Genomic DNA, 26,332 nt, shown 5'->3' with positions numbered 1-26,332 from the left:
GCGTCGTCCTCTGGTTGTCGCCGGTGGCGGGCGGCCGGACCCGGCCGGCGCCCCCCGCCGCCGTGGCTACCGGGGTGCAGGCCGCGAGCCCTGCCGGCCCGGCACGGCCTGTCGGGCCAGCTCCCGTCCTCACGGCCGTGGACCACCGCGTCGTGCGCCGCCAGGCGGTCGCGGCCGGGAACGTCCACGCCGCAGCCATCGGTGAGCACTGCCCGGCAGAGCCCCCGACCGGTCCAGCCGGTCGACCCTGGCGCTATACCCCATGGGGGTATAAGTTCGGCGACGTCGGAGCCTCCGTACCGCCACACCGTTCCTCGCGTGGTGAGGGCAGCGGCCGGGAGAGATGCAGGCAGAGGAGATCGTCATGCGAGATCCGATGGACCGCCCGATCCGTCCAGCCGGACGGCCGGACACGGCAGGGCCGGGTCACGACCCCGGCCACGACGTTGGCGACGGGCCGACGCACGGGCAGGGACTGCCGGTCGTCGTCGGCGACCGCGCCCCGGATGTCGAGGGCCCGTTGGCCGCCGCTGCCTCGGACCTCGAGGGCGCGGCGTCCTCCCACAGCGACCACGCCGGCCATGGGCAGCACGGCGGGCACGCGGGGCACGGCGGCGACCACGTGGCGATGTTCCGCCGGCTGTTCTGGCTGATGCTGGCGCTGGCGGTGCCGACGGTCCTGCTCAGCGACATGTTCGCCGACATCGTCGGCTACACGCTGCCCGACGTCCCCGGCCTGGAGTGGGTGTCCCCGGTGCTGGGCACGGTCATTTACGTCTGGGGCGGCCGGCCGTTCCTCACCGGTGCGATCGGCGAGATCCGGGCCCGCAAGCCCGGGATGATGCTGCTCATCGGCATGGCCATCACCGTCGCTTTCGTCGCCTCCTGGGGCTCCACCGTCGGCGTGCTCGCCCACGACGTGGACTTCTGGTGGGAGCTGGCGCTGCTGATCGTGATCATGCTGCTCGGGCACTGGCTGGAGATGCGCTCGCTGGCGCAGACCTCCTCCGCGCTGGACTCCCTCGCGGCGCTGCTGCCCGACGAGGCGCAGAAGGTCGTCGGCGACCAGGTGGTCACCGTGCCGCCGGCGCAGCTGGTCGTCGGCGACGTGGTCATCGTCCGCCCCGGCGGGCGGGTGCCCGCCGACGGGCAGGTCGTCGACGGCACCGCCGACGTCGACGAGTCGATGATCACCGGCGAGTCCAAGCCCGTCCGCCGCGGCGTCGGCGATCCCGTCGTGGCCGGCACGGTCGCCACCGACACCGCGATCCGGGTACGGGTGGCCGCGGTCGGCGAGGACACCGCACTGGCCGGCATCCAGCGGCTGGTCGCCGAGGCGCAGTCCTCCACCACCCGCGCGCAACTGCTGGCCGACCGGGCCGCCGGCTGGCTGTTCTGGTTCGCCGTCGCCGCTGCGATCGTCACCGCCGTCGTCTGGACCGTCTACGGCACGCCGGAGTCCGCGCTGACCCGGGTGGTGACCGTCCTGGTGATCGCGTGCCCCCACGCGCTCGGCCTGGCCATCCCGCTGGTCGTGTCGATCTCCACCGAGCGGGCCGCCCGCGGCGGGGTGCTGGTCAAGGACCGCGGCGCGATGGAGCGGATGCGCACCGTGGACACAGTCCTGTTCGATAAGACAGGGACGCTCACCCGCGGCGAGCCGGCGGTCAACCACGTGGTCGGCGTCGGCCGCACCGAGGACGAGGTGCTGGCCCTGGCCGCCGCCGCCGAGGCCGACAGCGAGCACCCGTTGGCCCGGGCGATCGTCACCGCCGCCCGGCAGCGGAACCTGCCGGTCTCCCCGGCCACCGAGTTCCGCGCGTCGGCCGCCGTCGGGGTGACCGCCGTCGTCGGCGGGCACACCGTCGCCGTCGGCGGCCCGAACCTGCTCACCGAGCACGGCCTGGCGCCGCTGCCGGACACCGCGCCATGGGCCGAGGCCGGGGCGACGGTGCTGCACGTGCTCGTCGACGGGCAGGCCGCCGGCGCTCTGGCGCTGGCCGATGAGATCCGGCCGGAGTCCCGGCAGGCGGTCGACGCGCTGCACGCCCTCGGCATCGACGTCGTGATGATCACCGGCGACGCCGAGCCGGTCGCCCGCGCGGTCGCCGCGGAGCTGGGCATCGACCAGGTCTTCGCCGGGGTCCGCCCGGAGCACAAGGCCGAGAAGGTGGCGCTCCTGCAGCAGCAGGGCCGGGCCGTGGCGTTCACGGGCGACGGTGTCAACGACGCACCCGCCCTGGCCCAGGCCGATGTGGGCATCGCGATCGGCGCCGGCACCGACGTCGCCATCGCGTCGGCGGGGATCATCCTGGCCTCCTCCGACCCGCGCGCGGTGGTGTCGGTGATCCGGCTGTCGACGGCCAGCTACCGCAAGATGCAGCAGAACCTGTGGGCCGGTGCGGGCTACAACCTGATCGCGGTCCCGCTCGCCGCCGGTGTGCTGGCCCCGGTCGGGTTCGTCCTGCCGATGGAGGTCGGGGCGCTGCTGATGAGCCTGTCCACAGTCGTCGTGGCGTCCAACGCCCAGCTGCTGCGGCGGCTGGACCTGAGCCCGGAAGCCAGCGTCGCCGAGGTCACCGCCGGCCGGACCACCCCGGCGCCCGCCGAGCCGACCACCGCCGGCGGGCACTGACCGCCCTCCGCCCGCCGGGCACCATTCCCGGCGGGCGAAGGCGCCCGGCGTCGTAGCCTCGCTGAGGAGGGGGTGGGCATGGCGACACGAGCATGGACGGCGCTGCTGCTGCTGGCCGCCGTCTTCGCGATGCACGGCCTGCAGTGCACCGCCGCCGGCACCGACCATCTGGCCGGTCACGGCGCCGCCCCGATCGCCGTGACCCTCGCCGCGCCGGGCGACGGCGGTCCACACCCCGGCGGTCTGTCCTCCGGCGCCACGAGTGCCGGCCTCGAGGCGCACGGCGGGCACCACGGCAGCCTCTCCGACGCCACCGCAATGGCCACCGTGGCCGCTCCGCTGGTCGGAGCGCTCACCGCCGGGCACGGCAGCGCGCCAGCCGGACCGGCCGGGCACCTGTGGACGCTGTGCCTGGCGGTGCTCGCCGTCGGCCTCGCGGTCCTGCTCGCCCTGCTGCTGCCCCGGCTGCAGACGCTGCCGCCGGCGGCGTGGGCGCGGCTGCGCACCCACGCGCACACCGGCCTGGCGCCGCTGCGCCCGCCGGACCTGCACTCCCTCTGCCTGCTGCGGATCTAGGCCGACCGCCTCCACCGCCTTCGCCCCAGCCCCGCGCTGGCCCGGCGGCGGTGCCCGCGCACGCCACCCCATCCGCTTCCGCAACATCCGGAGAACGCCATGACCCGCACCACCGCACGCACCCGTACCACCGCACGCCTGACCGGCCTCGGCGCCGCCCTGCTCGCCGGCGGCCTCGTCCTGGCCGGCTGCGCCGACGATGACACCGACGCCGGCGGGCACGGCTCGATGATGAACGGCAGCAGCTCCTCGGCCAGCTCGTCGGCCGAGCAGGCCGACTTCAACGACGCCGACGTCGCCTTCGCCCGCGACATGATCCCGCACCACCGTCAGGCGATCGCCATGGCCGAGCTGGCTTCCGGGCGCGCCGCCGATCCGCGGGTGCTGGACCTGGCCGCCCGCATCCAGGCCGCGCAGGACCCGGAGATCGAGACGATGACCGGCTGGCTGGCCGACTGGGACGCCGACGGCGGCCACATGGACGACGGCATGGACGACGGCATGGGCGGCATGGGCCACGGCGAGGGCGGGATGATGTCCGAGGGCGACATGGCCGCGCTGATGGCCGCCACCGGCGCGGAGTTCGACCGCCTGTTTCTCGAGCAGATGATCGTGCACCACCAGGGTGCGGTGCGGATGGCGGCCGAGGAAGCGGCGAACGGCCGCAACACCGACGCGCTCGCGCTGGCCCAGTCCATCCGCGACAGCCAGAACGCCGAGATCGCCGAGATGCAGCAGCTGCTCACCGAGCTCGGCGGCTGACCCGACGCGGCGGGGCGGGTCCACCGGCCCGCCCCGCCGCATCCCGGCCCGATCCGCCCCTGCACTGCCCTGGAGTTCCCGCATGCCCACGTCCCGCAGCGCCCGATCCGCCCACGCCCACCGGCCCCTCGCCGGCGCCACTCTGCTCCTCCTGCTGACCGGCTGCGCGGCCACCGACGGCCCCGCTGCCACCGGACCGTCCACCTCGGGCGCCGCCGGCGCGCTGCCCGCTGCACATGTGCACGCCGTCGCCGTCGATCCCGGCGACGGTGCGCTGCTGCTGGCCACCCACGAGGGCCTGGTCGAGGTCGACGACGACGGCCGGCTGTCCCCGGTCGGCCCGGTCATCGACCTGATGGGCTTCGCCGTCGCCGGCCCCGAGCACTACCTGGCGTCGGGGCACCCCGGGCTGCGCACCGATCTGCCCAACCCGGTCGGGCTCATCGAGAGCACCGACGGTGGCGAGACCTGGACGCCGCTGTCCCGGGCCGGCGAGTCGGACTTCCACGCCCTCACCGCCCTGCCCGGCGGCGGCGCGATCGGCTACGACGGGGCACTGCGCCGCACCGCAGACGGCTCCACCTGGGAGCAGCTGGCCGTCCCCGCCGAGCCGCACACCCTCACCGCCGCCCCCGACGGGGCCGGGGTGCTGGCCACCACCGCCGCCGGACTGATGCACTCGGCCGACGCCGGCACCACGTGGGCGCCGGTGGACGGCGCCCAGCTGCTGCAGGTGGTCACCTGGTCCGAGGACGGCAGCGCCGCGGTCGGCATCACCCCCGACGGTGCGGTGTGGACCAGCACCGACCCCGCCAGGAGCTGGCAGCCACAGGAGCAGCTGGACGCGGCCCCGCACGCCGTCGCCGCGACGACTACCAACAGCCGACTGCGGGTCGTCGCGGTGACCGACGACGGCCTGCTGGAGTCCACCGACGGTGGCGTCACCTTCACCACGCTGCTGTCGACCTGAAGCATCCGGGCCGCGGACGGCGATCGGGCCGTGGGATGGGAGTTCCCCTGCCCCGGCCGCGGGTCCGCTGGTCAGCCGGTCGGGCAGTCGCGCAGTGCCGAGCCCTCGAACTCGGGCACCGGCCGGGACTGCGCCTCCTCGGCGGTCTCGGCCTCCCCGTTCTCCTCGATGTCCCGAATCAGCCACTCCATCTCGGCGATCTCACGCTGCTGGGCCCGGATGATCTCGACGGCCAACTGGCACACGCGGACGTCGTCGATGTCGGCGCGCTCGGACCGGGTGATGGCCAGGGAGTGGTGCGGGATCATCGCGCTCATCCAGCTGCGGTCGTCGACGGTGGCCTGGCTGCGGTCCAGGGCGATGCCCCCGCCCAACAGCAGCAGGCTCACGGCCACGATGGCGATGTTGCCCTTCATGTTCTTGTACATGTTGAGCATCCAGGCCAACATGACCAGCCCCATGGTGCCGCCCATGGTGAGCGCCATGAAGACGCGGCTCTCGCTGAAGCGGACGTGGCTCCACTCCCACGTGCCCGCGAACATCGTCCAGTACATGACCACCATGGACGTGGCGATCATCGCCGCGAAGCGCAGGTACATCTTCCGCTGCATCTTCTTCTGCATCGCACCGTCGCCGGAGGCGTCGTGGTTGTCCTCCCCCTCGCCGCCGTGCCCGCGGGCGTGGCCCTCGCTGCTGCTCTTGGTCGCCATGAGGTGGTACTCCGTTCGCCCGCCGCCGCCTCCTCCGGAGGCCGGCGGCGATGGTCATGTCGTGGCGTCCCGGCGCCCGTTCGGCTGGTCCTGATGCGCCGGGACGAGGCTGCCCGGATCGGGCGTGTGGTCAGCCCAGCGAGGTGATCAGGTCGCGGCACGCCTGCTCGCAGCGGCGGCATGCCTCGGCGCACACCCGGCAGTGCTCGTGCATCTCGGCGTGGGACTCGCATTCGTCCCCGCACGCTTTGCACGCCGCCGCGCACGCCTCCAGCACCGCCCGCGAGAGGTTCGCGTCGTATCCGGTGTGCCGGGACAGCACCCGGCCAGTCGCCTCGCACAGGTCGGTGCAGTCGAGGTTGGTGCGGATGCACTTGATCAGCTCGGCGACCATGTCCTCGGACAAGCAGGCGTCGGCGCACGCGGTGCACGCCTGCGCGCACTCGACACACGCCTCCAGGCAGGTGACCAGCTTGTCCATGTCCACTCCGCCGAGGTCCTTGGGGTACGTGTCGAGCATCTGAGCGGCGACGGCCATGGGATCTCCTTCGTTCGCCCCGGCGCCCGCGGCGGCTCGGCTGCCGCCGGCGACTCACGTCGGGCCCGCTGCCCCTACCCGCTGCTGGGCGACCCGCACGGCCGTCACCAAGTCGTCATCTGCGGCGAGCCCGTTTCCTGCGCCGACCGTCGGCGCCCCGGTCCTGACCCGCGCGCTGGGCCTCGACTGGCACGAGCAACTGGCGCGCCTTTCCGTGCGTGGTCGACCGGCTCGGCGCGGGCGTGGAAGTCGGATGCGCGCCGCACGGCCGCCACCTCGGCTCGCTTGTAGCGACGGACGGTGGCGAGCTGCTCGTTCATCACCGTCGGACCTGTCCGGCGGCCGGCGGCCGGCGGCAATCCCCGCAGGGCTCTCCTAAGCGTCGGCGTATGGACGGGCCTGCTTCGGGTCTGCTGCCGGTCACCGCAGGCGTCCCGGAGCTGGGGGCAGATGGGGGGCAACTGACCGCGCAGGACCGCACAGAACCGCTCAGGACCGCTCCGGGACGTCCGAGGAGGCCGCTATCCTGCGCATTCGCCGGGCCACCAGGCCCGGGACCGGCCTCACTCGCGTGTTCGAGCCTCGTCACTCACCCTAGCGGTGGAGGCCCTGGTCGGTTCGCCGACCAAAGCCTCTCCCGGTCCCGGCCCGGTCCCGGTCCCGGTCCGTCGAGACCAGGGTCTGCCTGCCTGCTCGCGCTGCTGCCGTAGCGACGACCGGACGTCGTCCACGACTAACCGTGGCTAGCGTTCGGCTCGACTCGGCGGCCGGTGCCCGAGGGCACCGGCGAGCTCGGTGACGGTGTCGCGGGCGGTGCGGCCGACGCCGACGAGCGTGGCCGAGGCGTCGCCGGTCCAGTCGCCGTAGCCGACCAGCCACAGCCGCGGTTCGGCGACGGCGCGGGTGCCGGCGACGCCGATCAGGCCGGTCGCCTCGCGCAGCCCGAGCGGGCGCAGGTGGTCCAGCGCCGGGCGGAAGCCGGTGCACCAGATGACCGCGTCCAGGCGGTGCTCACGGCCATCCGGGCCGACGGCGCCACCGGCGGCGAGGCGGGAGAACATCGGCCGCGGGGTCAGGGCGCCGCGGTCGCGGGCGGCGCGGACGGGGCCGGTGACGACGATGTCGCCGAGGCCACCGACGCCGCCGGGATCGGGCCGCCCGGCCTGCCGGGCCCGCCAGCGGGCAGTCGCCAGGTCGAACAGCGCCCGTCCGTCGACGTCGTCGGGGAGGAACCGGGGCGGCCGGCGGAGGTACCAGGTGGTCTCGGCGGCCGGGTGCAGGTCGGCGACGATCTGCGCGGCGCTGTTGCCGCCGCCGACCACGCCCACCCGCTGCCCGGCGAACGGCGCCGGGCAGTCGTAGTCGGCGGCGTGCAGTTGCCGGCCGGGAAAGGTGCCCTGGCCGCGGGGGTGCGGCCAGAACGGCCGGGCCCAGGTGCCGGTGGCCGAGACGACCGCCCGGGCGGACCAGGTCCCGTTGTCGGTGGTGACTCCGAGTCGGGCTCCGTCGCGGTGCACGGCCGTGACCCGGACCGGGCGGTGCACCGGCAGGGCGTACCGGTCGGCGTAGGCGCCCAGGTAGGTCACGACCTCGTCGCGGGTGGGGTAGCCGGCCGTCGGCGGCATGGGCCAGCCGGGCAGGCTGCTGTACGCCGCCGGGGAGAAGGCGCGCAGGGAGGCCCACATGTGCCGCCACGCCCCGCCGGGGCCGGGGTCGGCCTCGAGCAGGACGAAGCTCAGCGAGGTGCGCCGGGTCAGGTAGAAGCCGGTGGCCAGCCCGGCCTGCCCCGCTCCGATGACGACCACGTCGACGTCGACCGCCGGCTCCGGTGGGGGCACTGACCTGGAGGTGTCGGGCACCACGCGGCGGCCGTCGTCAGGTACCGGCCGGGGCGGTGTCGAACACCGACGGCGGCAGATCCAGCTCCGGGGCGAGCTCGCCGAGCAGCGCGCGGACGCGGGTGTCGAGGTCGGCGACGATGCGCCCCCCGCAGCCGAGGATGATCGCCACGTCGGCGGCGTCGACCAGGTCGTGGTCCAGCGTCGTCGGGGTGTGGTCGGTCACCGGCAGGCCGACCTCGGCGAGCACCTGCGCGACTGCGGGGTTCGACCGCGGTGCCGGGCTCGGAGCCGGCGCTGCGCACGTCGACGGCGTTGCCGGCGTAGTGCCGGGCCAGCGCCGCCGAGGCGACGGACCGGCCGCTGTTGTGCGCGCAGGCGAAGAGGATGGACGGCGTGTCGGTCACGGGGCCTCCGGGGCGGGCGGGATGTCGGTGAGGTCGGTGACGAGGGCCTGGACGCGGCGGTCGATCTCGTCGCGCAGCGGGCGGATGCCCTCGGTGTCCCAGCCGGCCGGGTCGGGCAGGCTCCACGTCTCGTACCGCACCCCGTCGACGTGCGGCAGGTCCAGGCCGGGCTTCATCGCGACGACGACGTCGGCGGCGACGATGCGTTCCGCGGTGAGGGCGGTGGGCCGGTGGGTCGAGGCGTCGATGCCGAGCTCGGCGAGGGTGGCGATGGTGGATGCGCTCGGCTCGGGGTCGGGGGTCGTGCCGGCCGACTCGGCCTCGATGCGGTCGTCGGCGCGGTGGCGGGCCAGCGCGACGGCCAGGGCGGAGCGGCCGGCGTTGTGCGCGCAGACGAACAGCACCCGGGGCCGCCGGTCCGCGGGGGCGCCCGCGGTGGCGTGGGTGGTGGTGCCGGCTGTCCCGGGCGCGGTCATGCCGGTCACGGTGCCGCGCCCGCCCCCGACGACAGCCGGGTCGGGGCGTGGTCGCGCACCCAGGCCTGCGCGGCGAGCTGGACGGCGTCCCACGGAGAGCCCAGCGGCGGGGTGTAGGACAGGTCGAGCGCGCTGACGGCGTCGACGGTCATGCCGTGGAACAGGGCGGTGGCGTAGGTGTCCACCCGCTTGGCGGTCTCGGTGCCGCGGGCGCCGACCAGTTGGGCGCCGAGCAGCCGGCCGGTGTCCGCATCACCGGTGACGCGGATGGTGATCGGCCGGGCGCCGGGGTAGTAGGCCTTGTGGTCGTCGGCGACCGTCGTCGTGGAGACCGGCCGGTACCCGGCGACGACGGCCTCGTGCTCCCGCAGCCCGGTGCGGGCGGCGACGAGGTCGAAGACCTTGACCACCTGGGTGCCCAGGCTGCCGGCGAAGCGGGCAGCGCCGCCGACGGCGTTCTCCCCGGCGACCCGGCCCTGCTTGTGCGCGGTGGTGCCGAGCGGCAGGTAGGTCACCCCGGCGAGGCGGTGGTGGGTGACCACGCAGTCCCCGGCGGCCCACACGTCGGGCAGGCCGGTGGCCATGCCCTCGTCGACGGTGACCGCGCCGCGGGCGCCGGTGGCCGCGCCGGCGCCGAGGAGCAGCTCGGTGTCCGGTTGCACGCTGACGGTGATCAGCACCAGGTCCACGTCCCAGCTCCGCGCGGACCCGTTGCCCTCGGCGTCGACGGGATGCCCTTCGACGCGCAGCCGGCCGGCGGCGCCCTCGGGCGCCGGCCCGATCCGGTGCGCCACCACCCCGGCGTCCAGCTGCACACCGTGCCCGGTCAGCTCGGCGCGGACCAGCGCACCGAGCTCGGGGTCCACGGTGGCCAGCACCTCGGGCAGCATCTCCACCTGGTGCACCGTCAGCCCGCGGGTGGTCAGCGCCTCGGCCATCTCCAGGCCCACGTAGCCGGCGCCGACGATCAGCGCCGATCGGGCGCCCGTCCGCTCGAGGGTGCGGGTGAGGGCGAAGGTGTCGTCCATCGTGTGCAGCAGGTGCACCCCGTCCTCCGGGCCGAGGGCCTGCGGGCCGGTCAGGCCCTCGATGGGCGGGCGCACCGGCTGCGCGCCGGTGCCGACGACCAGCCGGTCGTAGCTCAGCGTCTCGGTGCCGCCGTCGGTGTCGCGGACGGCGAGCCGGTGGCCGTCGACGTCGATGGCGGTGGCCCGGGTGTTCAGCCGCAGCCGCATGCCGGTCGCCTTCAGGTCGGCCGCGGTCCGGTGGGCCAGGTTCGACCAGTGCCCGACCTCGCCGGAGACGTAGTAGGGGATGCCGCAGACGGAGAAGTTCGGGTAGCCGTCGGCGACGACGACGGTGACGTCGGTGTCCGGGTCGAGCTCGCGGGCGCGCAGGGCGGCGGAGATGCCGGCGTCCGAGCCGCCGACGACGACCAGCCGAGGGCCGCCGCTCACCGGCTCGCCGCGGCAGCCGGCGGGGACAGCGGGGCCGGCAGCTCCAGGTCGGGCAGCAGGGAGGAGATGAGCTCGCGGACACGGGTGTCGAGGTCGGCGCGGATGGCGGCGACCTGCGGCGCGGTGGCGCCGGCGGGGTCGGCCACCGGCCAGTCCTCGTAGCGGCGGCCCGGCACGACCGGGCACTCGTCACCGCAGCCGAGGGTGACCACGACGTCGGCGGCCGACAGCACGTCGGAGGTCAGCGGCTTGGGGAACTCCCGGCCGAGGTCCAGCCCGACCTCGGTCATCGCCGCGGTCACCTCGGGGTGGATCGTCTCGGCCGGGTCCGAGCCGGCGGTGTAGACGTGCACGCAGTCGCCCGCGTAGGACCGCAGCATCGCCGCCGCCATCTGGCTGCGCCCGGCGTTGTGCACGCAGACGAAGAGCACGGCCGGGGCGCGGCGTGCCCGCTTGCCCTCGGCCACCGCACGGGCGTCGAGCCGCTCGCAGGCGAACCGGCCGGCGAGCACCGGCAGGAAGGCGGTCACCCGGGCGGTTCCGGCGAGGCGGTCGTAGCTGTCCCGGTAGACGGCCTCCACCTCCTCGCGGGAGAACCGGTCGGCGTAGTCGCGGGCCAGGTCGTGGACGATCCGTCGCGCCTGCGGGTCGTGGGCGACCTGATCGCCCGGCGTGTGCGCGGTCATGGCCGTGCTCCTTCCTGCGCCGACGTCGGCGCCGGGTGGGGGACGGCGCCGCCGGTGGCGGCGCCGGAAGGCTCCGGAGCGGCGGAGTCGGAGGGTTGCCCGTCGTGGGGTACGACGGCCGCGCCGGCGCTCTCGCGGATCCGCGGGTAGAGCAGCACCACGACGGCGACCGCCGCGGCGGCACCGACCAGCTGCCCGAGCAGGAACAGCGGGACCGAGGACGGGGCGATGCCGGCGAAGGTGTCCGACAGCGTCCGGGCCAGGGTCACCTGGGGATTGGCGAACGAGGTGCTCGACGACCAGAAGTAGGCCGCGGCGATGTAGGCGCCCACCGCGAAGGGAGCCAGTCCACCGCGGCCGGCGCGGACGAGGCCGAAGATCAGGACGACCAGGCCGAAGGTGGCCAGCACCTCCGACAGCAGCAGCCCGGCGCCGGAGCGCTCGGTGGCGGCGATGCTCACCGCCGGCAGTTCGAACATGAGGTTGGCCGCGATCGCGCCGACGGCGCCGCCGGCGAACTGCGCGGGCAGGTACACCGCGACCTGCCGTGAGCTCACCCCGCCGAGGGCGCGGTCGGCCAGGGTGACGACCGGGTTGAAGTGGCCGCCAGAGACCGGGCCGAAGGCCAGGATGAGCGCGACGAGGCCTGCGCCGGTGACCAGGGCGTTCTCCAGCAGCTGCAGGCCGGTGTCCTCCGGTGAGAGCCGGGAGGCCGCGATGCCCGAGCCGATGACGACGGCGACCAGCCCGGCCGAGCCGAGGAACTCCGCGACCGCCTGACGGGCCAGCAGGCTCACTCGCACGGCCGCTTCACCGCCAGGGCCAGGCGGGAGCGGGACGCCAGCTGGGCGTAGTGCGACGCCACCGACTCGAGGACCTCGGTGCGCAGCCGGTAGTAGGTGAACCGGCCCGCGGGTTCCGCCTCGACCACGCCCAGTTCCCGCAGTACCCGCAGGTGGTTGCTGAGGTTGGTCTGCTTCGCGCCGATCTCCGCCACCAGGTGGCAGACGCACAGCTGCTCACCGGCCAGCAGCTCGACGATCCGGGCGCGCGTGGGATCGGCCAGCGCCCGGAGCAACTCGTCAGTCACCGGTGATGTCAGCACGTACTGATGTGACGTCGGGTGGGTCCACGGGTCAAGCGAACAGTCGGTGACGGCCCCCCGAACAGCCGCCGCCGGGGTGGGGCGTCAGCCGGTGGCCAGCGCCGCCCGCAGGGCATCCCGAGCCGACGGGTTCACCGAGTACCACACGGTGCGGCCCCGCTTCTCGCTCCCGCACACTCCCGCGGCGACCAGCTCGGCCAGGTGCGAGCCGAGGTGCCCTGGCTGCGCCGGCCGGCTCGACCAGATCGCACACGCACACCGCGCCCCCTTGGCGGGCCGCTGGCGGCCGGTCCGCATCCGGGGGTCACGAGCCCCGGCCTCGAGGCATGCGGTAGCGGCCCCCCGGCAGTCCCCCGGTGGTGTGACCGGGTCAGCGCCGGAGAGCGGGTCACCGCGAGCGCTGCGACGTGGCCGCGCGCAGCCGCCGGAGAACACGCCGCCACCCGTCCGCGGGGCCAGGAGGCTGCGAGTCCCCGGTCCGGCCGTCGGTCGGCTGCTCCGCGCCGAGCCAGCGGGCGAGACGACCGGCCCGGTGAACGGCCTGGAGACGGCGCTCCGCCTCGCGCCGCCCTCGACTGGGAACGATCAGCAGGAGTTGGTCGCCCAGGCGAAGGGTCGTGTTCCGGTCAGGCACCAGGGTGTGCCCGTCCCGCACGACGAGCGACACCACCGCTCCCGGAGGCAGGCGCAGCTCCCACATCGCCACCCCGTGGAGCTTCGAGCCCGGCGGCACGGTGAACTCCACCAGGTCGGCGTCGATGGACTCCAGCGGAGCGGACTCGATCGCCACGTCGGTCGCGTCACCGTCGTCGCCGACCCGGAGCCACCGAGCCAGAGGCGGCAGCGTGGGCGCCTGCAGCAAGGTGAAGACGACCACCAGCACGAAGACGACGTCGAAGACCTGTCCGGCAGCCGGCATGCCGGCGCTCAACGGGATGGTCGTCAGCACGATCGGCACCGCGCCGCGCAGGCCGGCCCAGGACATGAAGGCCTGCTCCCGCCAGGGGATCCGGAACGGCGTGACGCTCACGACCACCGAGATCGGACGCGCGAGCAGCAACAGCGCGCCCCCGACGATGAGCGCGGGCACGAGGGCCTCCGGGAGGCGCCCGGGGTTGGCGAGCAGCCCGAGCATCACGAACAGCGCGATCTGGGACAGCCAGGCCAGGCCCTCGGCGAACCCGAGGGTGGCGTTGCGGTGCGGCAGGCGCGCATTGCCCAGCCACAGGCCGGCCACGTAGATGGCCATGAACGACGACGCGCCGGCCACGCCGGCGACGGCGAAGGCCAGGAGGGCGATCGCGATGGTCGCGATCGGGTAGAGCCCCACCGACGGCAACGCGCTGCGGCGCTGCACGACCTCACCGACCCGAGCCACCAGGAGACCGATGGCCGCACCGGCGACCAACTGGTAGACGACCTGGGCAAGAGCCAGCAGGGGGTTCGCCTGCTCCCAGCCGTCGGAGACCACCAGGGTGACCAGGATGATCACGAGGGGGTCGTTGAAGCCGGACTCCGCTTCCAGGGTGGCGCCCAGCCGTCGCCGCAGCGGCAGTCGGCGCAGCACGGAGAACACGGCCGCAGCGTCGGTGGAGGACACCACCGCCCCGAGCAGGACGGCGGTGCGCAGGTCGATGGGCAGGACCAGGTAGCTCACTGCGGCGGTGACCGCCACGCTGACGGCCACGCCGAGAGTCGCCAGCACCAGGGACGGTCCGAGCACCGGACGGACGACCGCCCAGCGGGTGGTCAGCCCACCTTCGGCCAGGATGACGCCGAGCAGCACCAGTCCGACCACCTGGGTGAGCTCGGCGTCCTCGAACTCGAGCCCCAGCCCCGCCTCGCCGACGAGGAGCCCCATACCGAGGTAGATGAGCAGCGTCGGCAACCCCGCCCGCGTCGACAGCCGGACGGCCGCAACCGCGACGAGCAGCAAGCCGGTCACCGCGAGAACCACGAGGTTGAGGTCGGCGACCGACACGATCTCCTCCCTCCCGATGCTCCTCGGCGCCTCCTCGGCCCGGCCTGCGACCAGGTCGCCGCTGTCGGCCGGCATCGCGGGGATGAGCCCGGCCGCTGCCGGTGCTCGCCCTGCAGGCCCAGCGCCGGGTGACGGCCGGTCGCGACCCAGGGCGCGACGGTGGCGTGGAGCCTTCGGCCGGGGATGCGGCCCGATCCTTTCACGGACGCCCCGGCAGGCTGGGTGGCGTGCCGGCAGCGGCCCGTCACCCACGGTGTCCGCCGCGGAGGCGTGGATGCCCTCCGGATCGGCAACGGCGCCCGGGGGGACGCTCTTCGCGCGGCTGACCTGAGCATCCTCCGGGCCACCAGGCCCGGGACCGGTCTCGCTCGCGGGTTCGAGCCCCGTCACCCACCCCGACGAGAGGCCCTGGTCGGGTTCGCCGGCCAGTGCCTGCCTGGTTTCTCGCGGCCCGGACGGGGACGACGTGTCCGGCGCCGCCCGCACCGTCACACGTCGAGGGTGAGCGCCTCGCCCTGCCTCGTCCGCGCGGTCAGCGGCGTTCCGCCGAGGTCGTGCCCGCAGGTGGCGCAGGCGACGTGCGCCTGGACCGGGTGCGCCGGCCCGCCGTCGGGCGCGTGCTCCAGCACCACCGGCACCTGGTCGTTGGCCCAGCGGTCACCCCAGCCGAGCAGTAGCACGAGCACCGGCGCGAGCTCCCGGCCGGCCGCCGTGAGGTGGTACTCGAACCGGGGTGGCCGCTCGCTGTAGGGCCGCCGCTCGACGACGCCGGCATCGACCAGGCGCCGGAGCCGGGCGGCGAGCACGTCGGTGGCCGCGCCGGTGCCGGCCGCGATCTCCCCGTAGCGATGGGCGCCGTAGAGCAGCTCGCGCACGACCAGCAGCGTCCAGCGGTCACCCAGCACGCCCAGGGCGGCGGCGATGGAGCAGCCGGCGCGCGGCCCGGTCGACGTCATGCCCTTCAGTATGCCGCCCTGACTTGGCAGAACCAAGTGACCGTGGCTACAGTCCTCGGCAGTCACTTGGAACATCCAAGTCACTGCCGTCCGCGGAGGTCGCCCGTGTCCCGTCCACCCGCGCGGGGGCTCGCCCTCGCCGTCCTGTGCCTGTCCGCCTTCGTCGTCAACGTCGACACCACGATCGTCAACGTCACCCTCCCGACCCTGGTCACCGAGCTGGGCGCCGGCACCCGGGACCTCCAGTGGGTCGTCGACGCCTACCTGCTGGTCTTCGCCGCACTGGTCCTGGCCGGTGGCGCGCTGTCCGACCGGCTCGGCCGGCGGCGCGTGCTCCTCGTCGGGCTCCTGCTCTTCGGCCTGGGCAACGCGCTGGCCGGCCTCTCGGGGACGACCGGGCAGCTGGTCGCCGCCCGGGCGTTCACCGGGCTGGGCGCCGCCGCCGTCTTCCCCACGACGCTGTCGCTGATCACCACGCTGTTCGTCGAGCGCCGGGAGCGCGCGGCCGCCATCGGGATCTGGGGCGCCTCGACCGGCCTGGCCGTGGCGCTGGGCCCGATCGCCGGTGGAGCGCTGCTCGAGGCCTACTGGTGGGGGTCGACCTTCTGGGTCAAGGTGCCGGTGGCGGTGCTCGCCGTCGTGCTGGTGGTCGCCGTCGTGCCGGAGTCCCGGCGCGCAGCGGCCAGCCGGTTCGACACCCCGGGCCTGCTGCTGTCCTCGGCCGCGCTCACGGTCCTCGTCTTCAGCATCATCGAGGCGCCCGTGCACGGCTGGACCTCCGGGCGGACGCTCGCCGGGCTGGCGCTGGCCGCGGTCCTCGCGGCCGCGTTCGTCACCGCCGAGCGGCGCGCCGCCGACCCGCTGCTGGAGGTCGGGCTCTTCCGCGAGCGCCGGTTCACCGCCGCCAGCGCGTCGATCACCATCGCCTTCTTCGCGCTGTTCGGGTTCATCTTCCTCATCACCCAGTACTTCCAGTTCCTCCGCGGCTACAGCGCCCTGGAGTCGGGGCTGCGCATCGTGCCGGTGGCGGTCTGCGTCGCCGCCGGGTCGCTGCTCGGCGCCCGCCTGGTCACGCGGCTGGGCAACAAGGCCGTCGTGGGCACCGGGCTGCTGGCGCTGGGCGCGGCCTACGCGTGGATCTCCACCGTCAGCCTGGCCACCGGCTACCCCGAGATCGTCGGCCAGATGGTGCTGCTCGGGCTGGGCATGGGCCTCACCTCGGCACCGGCCACCGAGTCGGTGATGGGGGCGGTCGCCGACGCCCGCGCCGGCGTGGGCTCGGCGGTCAACGACGCCGCCCGGGAGGTGGGCGGCACCCTCGGGGTCGCGGTGATCGGCAGCGTCTTCGCCTCGCTCTACGCCGCCCGCCTCGACCAGGCGGCCCTGCCCGGCCCGCTCCGCACCGCGGTCGGCGACTCGGTCGGCGCGGCGCTCGCCGCGGCGGGAGACCTGCCCGACGCGGCGCTGGCCGGCACGCTGCAGGCGGCCGCGGCGGACGGCTTCCTCGCCGGCCTGCAGGCCGGGTGCCTGGTGGCGGCCGGTGTCGCGCTGGCCGGCGCCGTGCTCGCCCTGGCCCTGCTGCCGGCCCGCCCCTCGGTCCCGGCGGCCCCGGCCGGGGCGCCCGTCGCGGCGGCCGCGCGATGAGCACCCGGACCCGGGCCCGTGGCCGCACCGGCACGGCGGCCGGGCAGCGCCCCCGCGGGGTGGCGCGGCTCCCCCGCTACGGCCCGTGGGCCGTGGTCACCGGTGCGACCTCGGGCATCGGACGCGCGGTGGCCGGGGAGCTGGCGACCGCCGGGCTGGCGCTGGTGCTGGTCGCCCGGGACGCCGCCGCGCTGGCGGCGGTGCGCGACGAGCTCCGCGGCGCGGCCGACATCGAGCTCGTGCCGGTCGACCTGTCCACCGCGGAGGGCGTCACGGCGCTGGTGGCGGCGACCGCCGAGCGCGACGTCGGGCTGCTGGTGTCCGCCGCCGGCTTCGGCACGTCCGGGCCCTGCGTCGACGGGGACCCGGCGACCGAGTCGGCGATGCTGGACCTCAACTGCCGGGCGACCTACCTGCTCGGCCGCGAGTTCGGCGCCCGCTTCGCCCGGCGGGGGCGCGGAGGCCTGGTGCTGTTCGGGTCGATCGTCGGCTACCAGGGCACGCCGGGCGCCGCCCACTACGCGGCGACGAAGGCCTACGTGCAGACCCTCGGGGAGGGCCTGCACCACGAGCTGGCCCCGGCCGGGGTCGACGTGCTGGTGTCCTCCCCCGGGCCGGTGCACACCGGCTTCGCGGCCCGGGCCGGGCTGACGACGACCCGCGCGGCGGAGCCGGGCACCGTCGCCGCCGCGACCCTGGCCGCGCTGGGGCGGCGCACCACGGTGACCCCGGGCGGGCTGTCGAAGCTGCTGCGCTGGTCGCTCGCCACCCTCCCCCGCACCGCCCGCACCAAGGTGATGGCCCGGGTCATGGCCGCCATGGTCGCCGGCGACGGCGGGGCCGCCGCACCCTGACGCACGGCGACCTCCCGGCCCCTGCCGGGCGTTCCCGCGATGGTCGGCCGTCGCCCGGCGGCTCCGCCGGGGACGCCGTCGGGAGGGGAACGGCCGGCGGGGAGTTGCCGGCCGGGCAGGATGGGAGCGTGCGCACCCGCCCCGCCGTCGACGCCCTCCCCGGCGAGCGCGGGCCGGCGGGCGCCCCGGGCCGGCTGGCCGCCGTGCGCGCCACGCGCCTGCTCGACGCCGCGGCGGAGGAGTCCTTCGACCGGCTCACCCGGATCGCGCAGCGGCTGACGGGGGCGCCGTTGGCCTTCATGACCGTCGTCGACGAGGCCCGCTCCTTCTGGCTGAGCAGCCAGGGCCTGCCGGAGGGCAGTCCGCGGCAGAACACCGTCGAGGAGTCGTTCTGCCAGTACGTGCTGCGCGGCGACCCGCTGGTGCTGGCCGACGTGACCGCCGACGAGCGCACCGCCGCCAACCCCTCCGTCGAGGCCATGGGGGTGCGCGCGTGGGCCGGGTTCCCCGTCCACACTCCCGACGGGCAGGTGCTCGGCAGCTTCTGCGTCGTCGACACCACGGTGCACCCGTGGACAGCTGACGACGTGCAGCTGTTGGAGGAGCTGGCCGCGATCGCCTCCCGCGAGGTCGCGCTGCGGATGGCCACCCTGGAGGCGGAGGGGGCCCGTGCCCTCGCCGCCGCCGAGGCCGAGCGGGCGCGGCTGCTGGCCCGCATCAGCGACCTGCTGACCGCCGACCTCGAGCCGGGTGACGTCTGGCGGGCGCTGGTCGCCCTCGCCGTGCCCGACCTGGGCGACCTCGCCTACGTCAGCACCGTCGGGCCCGACGGCGGTCTGCTGCCCGCCGCCGCCGAGCACCGCGATGCCGCGCAGCTGCCCGCGCTGCAGCAGTGGGTCCACCGCGCCGGGCGGCGCACCGGCGAGGCCGCCGGGCCCGGGCACGTCGCCCTGACCGGCCGGGTCGAGCTGATCGACCTGGCCCGGGCGCCGGGCCTGACGGCCGCCCAGCGCGAGGCCGTGGACCTGCTGTCGCTGCGCAGCGCGCTGGTCGCTCCGGTGCTCAGCCGCGGCGACGTGGTCGCGGTGCTGACCATCGCCCGCGTGCGGGGCTCGGCGCCCTACACCGAGCTCGACCGCGACCTGGTGGACGCGCTGATGACCCGCGCGGGCCTGGTGGTCGAGGCCGCGCGGGCCTCGTTCCTCGACCGGACGGTGTCGGAGACGATGCAGCGGGCGCTGCTGCCCGTGCTGCTGCCGCAGCCCGACCACCTGCAGCTGGCCTCCCGGTACTCCCCGGCCGAGAACACCCAGCTGGTCGGCGGGGACTGGTACGACGCCTACCTCGACACGACCGGTACCACCAGCCTCGTGGTCGGCGACGTCGCCGGCCACGACATCACCGCGGCGGTCACGATGGGCCAGCTGCGCACCGAGCTGCGGATGGCCGGGCTGGACGGCACCGTCGGGCCCGCCGGGGTGCTGAGCACCGTCGACGTCGCCTGCGCCACCTTCGGCCAGGACGTGTTCGCCACCGCGCTGGTGGCACGGGTCGAACGCTTCCGCCCCGATCAGCCCGCGCGGGACCGGCAGCTGGTGTGGAGCTCGGCGGGGCACCCACCTCCCGTGCTGCTGCACGCCGACGGCACCGTCGACGTCCTCACCGACCGGGTCGGGCTGCCGCTCGGGGTGGACCCGTCCCGGTCCCGCCCCGAGCACCGCCACGTGCTGCCGGCGAACTCCACCCTGCTGCTCTACACCGACGGCCTGCTCGAGCAGCAGGACGTCCCCGGTGGCGACCCTCGGCGCCCGGGCGGCTCGGGAGCCCGCGACCTCGACACCGGCCTCCGACGCCTGCTCGACCTGCTCGCCGACTGCGTCGGGCTGGACCTCGAGGAGCTCTGCGACCGGATCGTGACCGAGCTGCTCCCCCCGGGCGGCGCAGCCGACGACGTCGCGCTGCTCGCCGTCCGGCCGTTCGCCGAGGACCGGCCGCGGCCGCCGGAGGCCGGCCCCGGCACCGTGCCGTAACCGGCCCCACGCGGTGGAGACGTCGCCCGAGCAGCCGACCAGGGCCTCCGCCGAGGATTGCCGCCGACCCGGAGCGGGCACAGCCCGGGCTCGGCCGCGCAGCCGCGGGCACCGGACGTCCGCCCAGCGCGTCGCACTCCGAGAGGAGGGGCGCCGGATCCGGTGTCACGCCCGATGAGCGGAGCGCACGACCCCTCCGGACGACGATGGCGGCCTCCCCCTCTGCCCAGGGTCCGACGGCACCCGCTGCTCGCCGAGCCGCCCGCGCAGATCGCGGAGGACGATCGGGGGCTGGACAAGCTGGTGTTCGGCGTCGCCGCTCTCCTGGCGCTCGGTCTGGTCGCCTGGGGCTTCGCCTCGCCGTCCGAGCTCGGCGCTGCCTCCGGCGCCGGCCTGGAGTGGGTCGTGGGCAACATCGGCTGGTTCTTCGTGCTGCTCGCCACGACCATCGTGGTCTTCGTGCTGTGGCTGGGCGCCAGCAAGTACGGCCGCATCCCCCTCGGGCGCGACGACGAGCGTCCGGAGTTCCGCACGGTCAGCTGGATCGCGATGATGTTCAGCGCCGGCATGGGCATCGGGCTCATGTTCTTCGGGGTCGCGGAGCCGCTGGCCCACTTCGTGGAGCCGCCGCCGGGCACCGTCGAGGGCGGGACGGACGACGCGGTGCGCGTCGCGATGGCCACGACGCTGTTCCACTGGACCCTGCACCCGTGGGCGATCTACGCGTTCGTCGGCCTGTCGGTGGGCTACGGGGTGTACCGCCGGGGCCGTCCGCAACTGCTGTCGTCGGCGTTCGCCCCGCTGTTCGGCCGGCAGGTGTCGGAGCGGCCCATCGGCAAGCTCATCGACACGCTGGCCGTCGTCGCGACTCTCCTCGGCACCGCCGCCTCACTGGGATTCGGCGCCCTGCAGATCGGCAGTGGCGTCGAGCTCATCGGGTGGGTCGGCGAAGCCGGGAACACGGCGATCCTCGTGATCCTCGCGGTCCTGACCGCGGCGTTCGTCGTCTCCGCCTTCTCGGGCATCGCCCGGGGGATCCAGTACCTGGCCAACACCAACGTGGTGCTGGCCTTCGCCCTGGCGCTGTTCGTGTTCGTCGTCGGGCCGACGGTCCTCATCCTGAACATGGTGCCCACGGCGATCGGCGCGTACTTCGACCAGCTCGCCGGGATGGCGGCGCGGACCGAGGCCGTGGGGGGCGACGCGATGGCCACCTGGTTGTCCGGGTGGACCGTCTTCTACTGGGCGTGGTGGATCTCCTGGACACCGTTCGTCGGCATCTTCATCGCACGCATCAGCCGGGGTCGCACCATCCGCCAGTTCGTCGGCGGCGTGCTGCTGGTGCCGACGATGGTCAGCGTCGTGTGGTTCTCGGTCTTCGGCGGCTCGGCGATCCAGGCGCAGCGCGGCGGCGAGGACCTCGCGGGGCAGTCGTCGACGGAGGCGCAGCTGTTCGCTCTGCTGGACGGTCTGCCGCTCACCGGCGTGACGACCGTCGTCGTGATGCTGCTCGTCTCGATCTTCTTCGTGACCGGGGCCGACTCCGCCTCCGTGGTCATGGCATCGCTGTCCGAGCGGGGGAACCGGGAGCCCCGCTCGAGCATCGTCGTCTTCTGGGGCGTGGCGACCGGCTCGGTCGCGGCCGTGATGGTGCTCGCGGGGAGCGACGAGGCGATCCAGGGACTCCAGAACCTGACGGTCATCGGGGCCCTGCCCTTCGCGACGGCCATCGCCGTGCTCATGGTCGCGCTCACCAAGGACGTGCGGTCCGACCCTGCGATGCTGCGCCGGACGGTGGCGGTCGAAGCGATCCAGCAGGCCGTGGTGGACGGGCTCACCCGGCACGGGGACGACTTCGCCCTCGCCGTCCGGTCCGCTGCCGACGAGGGAGGGACGGGTGAGGAACCGGACGACCCGGACCCGCGCGACGACGACTCCCCTCCGCCCGACCGGCAGGCCACCGAGCCGCAGTAGGCACCGCCGGGACGGTCGCCTCCCCTCCCCGAGCCGTTCGCCGCCGCCCGGCCGCCGGAGGCCGGCCCCGGCGTCGTGCCGTGACGGGCGCGGTCAGCCCTCGAACGGGGTCGGGCTCGCGAACTGGTCGAGGGTCATGGTGAAGCCCCAGCAGTGCGCGGCGTTGAAGACGACCGCCTGCTTGCAGTAGTCGGGGCTGGAGGTGGCGCAGGCGTCCTCGAGCAGCACGGCGTTGTAGTCGCGGAAGTACGCGTCCTCCATGGTCGTGGTCACGCACTGGTCGACGTTGACCCCGGTGAAGAACAGCGTCTGGATGCCCTGGGTGCGCAGCACCTGGTCCAGGTGCGTGCCGTAGAAGCCGCTCATCCGCACCTTCTCGACGTGGATGTCGTCGTCCTGCATCAGCGGCCGCAACTCGTCGACCGTCTCCGCGCCCCACTCGCCGCCGACGAGCACCCGTCCGTGGTCGAGGTCCTCCCCGATGCCGCGCTGGTCGAGCTCGTGCTTGAAGGAGTACAGCGTGGGGGCGCCGAGATTGCGCAGGTCGGACCGGTTGTGCCAGTAGACCCAGATGACCCACGTGTCCCGTTCCCGCGCCACCTCGAGGGCCCGCTGGACGCCGGGGATGGCCTGGCGGCAGGCCTTCCAGTCCAGGCCGGAGCGGTGGGTCCAACCGCCCTCCGCGCAGAAGTCGTTCTGCATGTCGATGACGACCAGCGCCTGCCGGTCGGGGCTGTCCACGATCGGCTTGAGCTGGGCGTCCCAGCGCAGCAGCCCGCCGCGGGTGTGGTGCGGCGAGAGGTGCACGTGGTCCTCGGTCAGGTGCCAGCGGTCGGCGCTGGACGCGAACTGCACACCGCCCTCGCTGCTCTCGGCGTAGATCTCGCGGAACCTCGGCACGGGTCTCCTCCTCCTCAGAAGCCGAGGGCGGCGCCGTCCCCGCGCGGGTCGGCACCTCCCTCGAGCCAGCCCTGGTCGGTGAACCGGATGGCCTGGGCGTGGCCGACGTTGTCGTCCCAGGCGGGCAGCATCTTCACCGGCTGCCCGCGCCGTTCCAGCTCGTGCACGACGGGATCGGGCCAGCGGCCCTCCAGCCACAGGTCCTGCGACGCCGCGCCCCACGTGCGGCCCATCAGCCAGCGCGGCGCCTCGATGGCCTGCTGGACGTCGTAGCCGAAGTCGACCATCCGGGTGAGCATCGCCGCCTGCGTCTGCGGCTGCCCCTCCCCGCCCATGGTCCCCATCACCGCGTAGGGCGAGCCGTCGTCGCGCAGGACCATCGCCGGGATGAGCGTGTGGAACGTCCGCTTCCCCGGCTCCAGCCGGTTGTGGTGCTCCCCGTCCAGCGAGAAGAACGACCCGCGGTTCTGCAGCAGCACGCCGGTGCCCTCGGCGACCACGCCGGCCCCGAAGTCGTGGTAGATCGACTGGATCAGCGACACGGCGAGGCCGTCGCCGTCGACCGCGCACAGGTAGACGGTGTCCCCCTCCGGCTGCGGGCGCGGGCCGGTCCACCCGCCGGGCACCCCGCTCTCCACGGCGTCCATGTCCATCGCACGCTCGGGGTCGACCAGCTCCCGGCGCTCGTCGGCGTAGCCGGCGGCCAGCAGCCGGTCGAGCGGGATGTCGTGGTGGTCCGGGTCGGTCAGCCAGGCGTCGCGATCGGCGAAGGCCAGCTTCACCGCCTCGGCGGCGTGGTGGACGTAGTCGACGGTGAGGTCGCCGAAGCCGGCGACGTCCCAGCCGTCGAGCAGCCGGAGCACCTGCAGCGCGGCGAAGCCCTGGGTGTTCGGCGGGAACTCGACGACGGTCAGGCCGCGGTAGGTCGTGCTGATCGGCTCGACCCACTCGGCGCGGAAGGCGGCGAGGTCGTCGGGACGAAGCGGGGAACCGGTCAGGCCGGCGCACAGCCGCTCGGCCGGCTCGCCCTCGTAGAAGCCCGCGCGCGGGCCCCGGGCCGCCAGCACCTCGAAGGTCCGCGCCAGGTCGGGGTTGACCAGCCGGTCCCCCTCCCGCAGCAGCCGGCCGCCGGGCAGGAAGACCGCCCGGGCCGCGTCGTCCTCCTCGAGGACCGGGACGTCCTGCGGCAGCCACTGGGCCATCGACCGGGCCACCGGCACCCCCGAGCGGGCCAGCGCGATCGCGTCCTCGAAGAGGTCGGCCCACGGCAGCCGGCCGTGCCGCTCGTGGGCCTCCCGCCAGCCGTCCACCGCGCCGGGGACGGTGAGGGCGGCCAGCGCCCCCCGGCTGGGGATCTCGTCGGTGTGCCCCTGCTCGGCGTAGAAGTCGCGCGTGGCCAGGGCTGCGGCCGGGCCGCTGGCGTTGAGCGCGCGGACCTGCTCGCCCGGCGGCTTGACGAGGAAGAAGGCGTCCCCGCCGAGACCGGCCATGTGCGGGTAGGCCACGCACAGCACCGCGTTCGCGGCGATGGCGGCGTCCACCGCGGTGCCGCCCCGGCGGAGCGCGTGCACGCCGGCCTCCGAGGCGAGCGCGTGCGAGGTCGCCACCATGCCGCGCTCGGCGCGGGCGGGTGGCCGGCCGGTGTGCGGTCCGTCCGGGTTCATCAGTCCTCCTCGGGTCCGAGCCAGCGCAGGGCCGGCGGGATCGCTCCCCCGACCACCACGGCGGCGATGCCGGCGACGGAGAGGGCGACGATGTCGGCGTTGGCGCCGACGACGAGCAGCGGCAGGGCGGCGAGCATCAGCACCAGGGCGACGCCCAGCGCGACGGTGGGGTTCACGGCACCTCCTCAGGCCAGGAACACGGTCACGATGCCGGTGAGTGCAGTGGCGACGGCTGCCCACGGCAGGGCCTTGCGCAGCACCTCGCCCTCCTTGCCCTGGGCTCCGGTGGTGGAGGTGCCGAGCACGATGTTCGCCGGGGCGATCGCGTTGCCGATGGCGCCACCGGTCGACTGCGCGGCCAGGATGGAGCTCTGCCGGAGGCCCTCCGCGCCGGCGACGGTGTCCTGCAGGTCGGCGAACAGGACGTTCGAGGCGGTGTTGCTCGACGTCATGAAGGCACCGATGACCCCGATGAACACCGACAGGAACGCGTACACGGGGGCAGGGGCGACGTCCGAGATGCCCTGCGCGAGCACGTCCGTCTGGCCGGAGTGGTCCAGCAGCGACGACAGCACGAGGAAGCCGACGACGGCGAACGCGGCCGGGACGGCGTCCTCCGCGGTGCCCCTCCAGACGCCGGGCTCCTCCTCCGCCTCCTCCCCGGCGCCGGCCTCGCCGGAGGCGACCTCGGCCTTGCGGGAGAAGGCCCCGATCCGGCGGTACAGCAGCCAGGCGACGGCGACGGCGAAGAGCAGGAAGGTGCCGGGGTGCACCAACGGCTCGAACTCCTGGTACGCCTGCTCGGCCTCGTTCTCGACGCCGTACCCGGTGGTGACCTCCGGGAAGGGCAGCCCCACGGCCAGCCGGGACAGGAAGTCCTCCACCGGGCCGATCACCAGCAGGCCGATCGCCACCGCGGTGAGCGCGCCGTACGGTGCAGCGGCCTGCAGGAGCGACATGGTGGGCTCGCCCTCCTCCTCCGCGGTGAGGTCGGCGTCCTCCTTCATCGCCGGGCGCTCGTCGAGCTCGGCCGGCTCGGAGTACCGCGACCACCGGGCCAGCGGGAAGAGCGCCACCATCGCCACGGAGGCGGCGACGAAGGTGGACAGCACCGGGCTCACCGGCATCAGCGCGAGTTGGCCGCCCCCGTGGATGAGGCTGATGATCAGCACCATCGGGGTGGCGAGCCGGACGGCCTGCCACTTGCCCACCAGCCAGGCGATGTAGAAGGCGCCGAGGATGTTGGGGATCCACAGCAGGATCGCGGTCTCCACGGCGGTGGCCGTCTCGTTCTCGACGTCGACGACCTGCAGCGTGGCCAGCCAGCCGACGGCCAGGGTGCCGAACATGTTGGCCCAGGCGTGCCCGATCAGCGGGATGAGCACCGCGTAGATCGGCCGGACCCCGATGGCGACCAGCAGCGGCGCGACGACGGCGATGGGCGCGCCGAAGCCGGCGATGCCCTGCATGAAGGAGGCGAACACCCAGCCGAAGGCCAGCACGATGAAGACGTCGTTCTTGCTGTACCGGGAGATGCCGCGCCGGAGTGCGTCGAAGGCGCCGGAGGCCTTGCCGACGTGGTACAGCAGCAGCGCCGGGAAGACGACGTAGAGGATCGGCACCGCGTCCCAGATCCCCTTGGCGACGGCCACCACGACGGTGTCGAAGGGCGTCTGGAAGAAGATCAGCGCGACCGCCGCGGCGTAGAACATCCCGACGGCGGCCGCCTGGGGCGCGCTCCAGCGCAGCACCGCGAGCAGGACGAGCAGGACGACGATCGGCGAGAGGGCCAGCGCCCAGTGGAGGACGTCGACGGGCAGGTCCTCCACGGGCGCACCTCCGGGCATCGAGCGACAGGCCGTACAAGGCATGCCCCGGGCCCGCGAGCTCAACATGACGAGTGCGTGACGGCGGGCGCACCGGGTGACCCGGCAGGGCGCGGTCGGTGTTGACCGGAGCGCCGGACGGGTAAGGCGGGCGCCATGACCCCCGCACTGATCAGGCCGCGGAAACAGCGGATCCTCGCCGGCGTCTGCGCCGGGTTGGCCCAGCGGTTCGGCATCTCCCGCGCGCTGGTGCGGGTGGCGTTCGTGCTGTTCGGCCTCTTCGGCGTCGGCGAGATCGCCTACATCGCGCTGTGGCTCATCATCCCGAAGGAGCGGTGAGCCG

The 26,332-nt window shown here is 74.6% G+C and carries 24 protein-coding genes; 9 read left to right on the top strand and 15 right to left on the bottom strand.

Going from position 1 to position 26,332, the window contains the following annotated elements; genetic code table 11:
* The first annotated feature begins 364 nt into the window (after nt 1-364).
* From ACK586_RS05820 to ACK586_RS05805, 4 genes are all read left to right on the top strand, one after another.
* Nucleotides 365-2,635, top strand: a complete 2,271-nt coding sequence (locus tag ACK586_RS05820; protein ID WP_409329511.1) for a heavy metal translocating P-type ATPase — start codon at nt 365-367, stop codon at nt 2,633-2,635.
* Nucleotides 2,636-2,713: 78 nt separating this feature from the next.
* Nucleotides 2,714-3,211, top strand: a complete 498-nt coding sequence (locus ACK586_RS05815) for a hypothetical protein (RefSeq protein ID WP_409329510.1) — start codon at nt 2,714-2,716, stop codon at nt 3,209-3,211.
* Between the two features lie 99 nt (nt 3,212-3,310).
* Entirely contained in the window at nt 3,311-3,973 is a 663-nt protein-coding gene (locus tag ACK586_RS05810; RefSeq protein ID WP_409329509.1) for a DUF305 domain-containing protein, read from the top strand.
* 82 nt (nt 3,974-4,055) lie between these two features.
* Nucleotides 4,056-4,943: a F510_1955 family glycosylhydrolase gene (locus tag ACK586_RS05805; protein ID WP_409329508.1), complete on the top strand. Its 888-nt coding sequence runs from the start codon at nt 4,056-4,058 to the stop codon at nt 4,941-4,943.
* A gap of 71 nt (nt 4,944-5,014) precedes the next feature.
* Here ACK586_RS05805 and ACK586_RS05800 read toward each other — a convergent pair whose 3' ends face one another.
* The 11 genes from ACK586_RS05800 to ACK586_RS05750 form a co-directional block, all read right to left on the bottom strand.
* Nucleotides 5,015-5,653, bottom strand: a complete 639-nt coding sequence (locus ACK586_RS05800) for a DUF305 domain-containing protein (protein ID WP_409329507.1) — start codon at nt 5,651-5,653, stop codon at nt 5,015-5,017.
* Nucleotides 5,654-5,783: 130 nt separating this feature from the next.
* On the bottom strand, nt 5,784-6,191 hold the full coding sequence (locus ACK586_RS05795) for a four-helix bundle copper-binding protein (protein WP_409329506.1): 408 nt from the start codon (nt 6,189-6,191) through the stop codon (nt 5,784-5,786).
* Nucleotides 6,192-6,934: 743 nt separating this feature from the next.
* Nucleotides 6,935-8,029: an ArsO family NAD(P)H-dependent flavin-containing monooxygenase gene (locus ACK586_RS05790; protein WP_409329505.1), complete on the bottom strand. Its 1,095-nt coding sequence runs from the start codon at nt 8,027-8,029 to the stop codon at nt 6,935-6,937.
* 37 nt (nt 8,030-8,066) lie between these two features.
* Nucleotides 8,067-8,279 (bottom strand): hypothetical protein, encoded by a 213-nt coding sequence (locus ACK586_RS05785; protein WP_409329504.1) that lies wholly within the window; start codon nt 8,277-8,279, stop codon nt 8,067-8,069.
* A gap of 153 nt (nt 8,280-8,432) precedes the next feature.
* On the bottom strand, nt 8,433-8,912 hold the full coding sequence (locus tag ACK586_RS05780) for an arsenate-mycothiol transferase ArsC (protein WP_409329503.1): 480 nt from the start codon (nt 8,910-8,912) through the stop codon (nt 8,433-8,435).
* A gap of 5 nt (nt 8,913-8,917) precedes the next feature.
* Nucleotides 8,918-10,369, bottom strand: coding sequence for an FAD-dependent oxidoreductase (locus tag ACK586_RS05775; protein ID WP_409329502.1), 1,452 nt, complete (start codon nt 10,367-10,369; stop codon nt 8,918-8,920).
* Nucleotides 10,366-11,055 carry an arsenate reductase ArsC gene (locus ACK586_RS05770; protein ID WP_409329501.1) on the bottom strand — a complete coding sequence of 230 codons (690 nt, stop codon included), beginning with the start codon at nt 11,053-11,055 and terminating at the stop codon, nt 10,366-10,368. Before ACK586_RS05770 ends, ACK586_RS05775 begins: the two co-directional genes overlap by 4 nt.
* Complete coding sequence (locus tag ACK586_RS05765; protein WP_409329500.1) at nt 11,052-11,858, bottom strand: aquaporin; 807 nt, start codon at nt 11,856-11,858, stop codon at nt 11,052-11,054. Before ACK586_RS05765 ends, ACK586_RS05770 begins: the two co-directional genes overlap by 4 nt.
* On the bottom strand, nt 11,849-12,145 hold the full coding sequence (locus ACK586_RS05760) for an ArsR/SmtB family transcription factor (RefSeq protein WP_409329499.1): 297 nt from the start codon (nt 12,143-12,145) through the stop codon (nt 11,849-11,851). Before ACK586_RS05760 ends, ACK586_RS05765 begins: the two co-directional genes overlap by 10 nt.
* 403 nt (nt 12,146-12,548) lie before the next feature.
* Nucleotides 12,549-14,216 carry a potassium/proton antiporter gene (locus ACK586_RS05755; protein ID WP_409329498.1) on the bottom strand — a complete coding sequence of 556 codons (1,668 nt, stop codon included), beginning with the start codon at nt 14,214-14,216 and terminating at the stop codon, nt 12,549-12,551.
* Between the two features lie 413 nt (nt 14,217-14,629).
* A complete protein-coding gene (locus tag ACK586_RS05750) occupies nt 14,630-15,097 on the bottom strand; it encodes a winged helix-turn-helix transcriptional regulator (protein ID WP_409329497.1) in 468 nt (155 codons plus the stop codon).
* A gap of 105 nt (nt 15,098-15,202) precedes the next feature.
* Between ACK586_RS05750 and ACK586_RS05745 the strand changes: the two genes are divergently transcribed.
* From ACK586_RS05745 to ACK586_RS05730, 4 genes are all read left to right on the top strand, one after another.
* A complete protein-coding gene (locus ACK586_RS05745; protein ID WP_409329496.1) occupies nt 15,203-16,741 on the top strand; it encodes an MFS transporter in 1,539 nt (512 codons plus the stop codon).
* Entirely contained in the window at nt 16,738-17,595 is an 858-nt protein-coding gene (locus tag ACK586_RS05740) for an SDR family NAD(P)-dependent oxidoreductase (protein ID WP_409329495.1), read from the top strand. The genes ACK586_RS05745 and ACK586_RS05740 overlap by 4 nt, the downstream gene beginning before the upstream one ends.
* A gap of 128 nt (nt 17,596-17,723) precedes the next feature.
* Nucleotides 17,724-19,625: a GAF domain-containing SpoIIE family protein phosphatase gene (locus tag ACK586_RS05735; RefSeq protein ID WP_409329494.1), complete on the top strand. Its 1,902-nt coding sequence runs from the start codon at nt 17,724-17,726 to the stop codon at nt 19,623-19,625.
* Between the two features lie 174 nt (nt 19,626-19,799).
* A complete protein-coding gene (locus tag ACK586_RS05730; protein WP_409329493.1) occupies nt 19,800-21,599 on the top strand; it encodes a BCCT family transporter in 1,800 nt (599 codons plus the stop codon).
* Nucleotides 21,600-21,692: 93 nt separating this feature from the next.
* Here ACK586_RS05730 and ACK586_RS05725 read toward each other — a convergent pair whose 3' ends face one another.
* Genes ACK586_RS05725 through ACK586_RS05710 form a run of 4 tightly spaced genes read right to left on the bottom strand, consistent with a single transcriptional unit; the run spans nt 21,693 to nt 25,992 of the window.
* Nucleotides 21,693-22,499 (bottom strand): cysteine hydrolase family protein, encoded by an 807-nt coding sequence (locus ACK586_RS05725; protein ID WP_409329492.1) that lies wholly within the window; start codon nt 22,497-22,499, stop codon nt 21,693-21,695.
* Between the two features lie 14 nt (nt 22,500-22,513).
* Nucleotides 22,514-24,163 (bottom strand): gamma-glutamyltransferase, encoded by a 1,650-nt coding sequence (gene ggt, locus ACK586_RS05720; RefSeq protein WP_409329491.1) that lies wholly within the window; start codon nt 24,161-24,163, stop codon nt 22,514-22,516.
* The gene (locus ACK586_RS05715; protein WP_409329490.1) at nt 24,163-24,339 is read right to left on the bottom strand and encodes a hypothetical protein; all 177 of its coding nucleotides are present in this window, start codon (nt 24,337-24,339) and stop codon (nt 24,163-24,165) included. The genes ggt and ACK586_RS05715 overlap by 1 nt, the downstream gene beginning before the upstream one ends.
* 9 nt (nt 24,340-24,348) lie before the next feature.
* The gene (locus tag ACK586_RS05710; RefSeq protein ID WP_409329489.1) at nt 24,349-25,992 is read right to left on the bottom strand and encodes an L-lactate permease; all 1,644 of its coding nucleotides are present in this window, start codon (nt 25,990-25,992) and stop codon (nt 24,349-24,351) included.
* Nucleotides 25,993-26,145: 153 nt separating this feature from the next.
* On the opposite strand from ACK586_RS05710, the gene ACK586_RS05705 reads away from it, so the two are divergent.
* Nucleotides 26,146-26,328: a PspC domain-containing protein gene (locus tag ACK586_RS05705; protein ID WP_409329488.1), complete on the top strand. Its 183-nt coding sequence runs from the start codon at nt 26,146-26,148 to the stop codon at nt 26,326-26,328.
* Nucleotides 26,329-26,332 lie beyond the last annotated feature (4 nt).

Source organism: Trujillonella humicola (assembly GCF_046233715.1).
In the GTDB taxonomy this organism is placed as follows: Bacteria; Actinomycetota; Actinomycetes; order Mycobacteriales; family Geodermatophilaceae; genus Trujillonella; species Trujillonella humicola.
The sequence above is the reverse complement of the archived record's forward strand: the minus strand, read 5'-3'. Positions and strand labels throughout refer to the sequence as shown.

What these genes read in the sequence shown, in the direction of transcription:
- ACK586_RS05740 (WP_409329495.1), top strand. Translation starts at nt 16,738, where the DNA reads ATGAGCACCCGGACCCGGGCCCGTGGCCGCACCGGCACGGCGGCCGGG.
- ACK586_RS05800 (WP_409329507.1), bottom strand. Translation starts at nt 5,653, where the DNA reads ATGGCGACCAAGAGCAGCAGCGAGGGCCACGCCCGCGGGCACGGCGGC.
- ACK586_RS05750 (WP_409329497.1), bottom strand. Translation starts at nt 15,097, where the DNA reads ATGACGTCGACCGGGCCGCGCGCCGGCTGCTCCATCGCCGCCGCCCTG.
- ACK586_RS05705 (WP_409329488.1), top strand. Translation starts at nt 26,146, where the DNA reads ATGACCCCCGCACTGATCAGGCCGCGGAAACAGCGGATCCTCGCCGGC.
- ACK586_RS05755 (WP_409329498.1), bottom strand. Translation starts at nt 14,216, where the DNA reads ATGCCGGCCGACAGCGGCGACCTGGTCGCAGGCCGGGCCGAGGAGGCG.
- ACK586_RS05805 (WP_409329508.1), top strand. Translation starts at nt 4,056, where the DNA reads ATGCCCACGTCCCGCAGCGCCCGATCCGCCCACGCCCACCGGCCCCTC.
- ggt (WP_409329491.1), bottom strand. Translation starts at nt 24,163, where the DNA reads ATGAACCCGGACGGACCGCACACCGGCCGGCCACCCGCCCGCGCCGAG.
- ACK586_RS05820 (WP_409329511.1), top strand. Translation starts at nt 365, where the DNA reads ATGCGAGATCCGATGGACCGCCCGATCCGTCCAGCCGGACGGCCGGAC.
- ACK586_RS05795 (WP_409329506.1), bottom strand. Translation starts at nt 6,191, where the DNA reads ATGGCCGTCGCCGCTCAGATGCTCGACACGTACCCCAAGGACCTCGGC.
- ACK586_RS05780 (WP_409329503.1), bottom strand. Translation starts at nt 8,912, where the DNA reads ATGACCGCGCCCGGGACAGCCGGCACCACCACCCACGCCACCGCGGGC.
- ACK586_RS05730 (WP_409329493.1), top strand. Translation starts at nt 19,800, where the DNA reads ATGAGCGGAGCGCACGACCCCTCCGGACGACGATGGCGGCCTCCCCCT.
- ACK586_RS05810 (WP_409329509.1), top strand. Translation starts at nt 3,311, where the DNA reads ATGACCCGCACCACCGCACGCACCCGTACCACCGCACGCCTGACCGGC.
- ACK586_RS05770 (WP_409329501.1), bottom strand. Translation starts at nt 11,055, where the DNA reads ATGACCGCGCACACGCCGGGCGATCAGGTCGCCCACGACCCGCAGGCG.
- ACK586_RS05815 (WP_409329510.1), top strand. Translation starts at nt 2,714, where the DNA reads ATGGCGACACGAGCATGGACGGCGCTGCTGCTGCTGGCCGCCGTCTTC.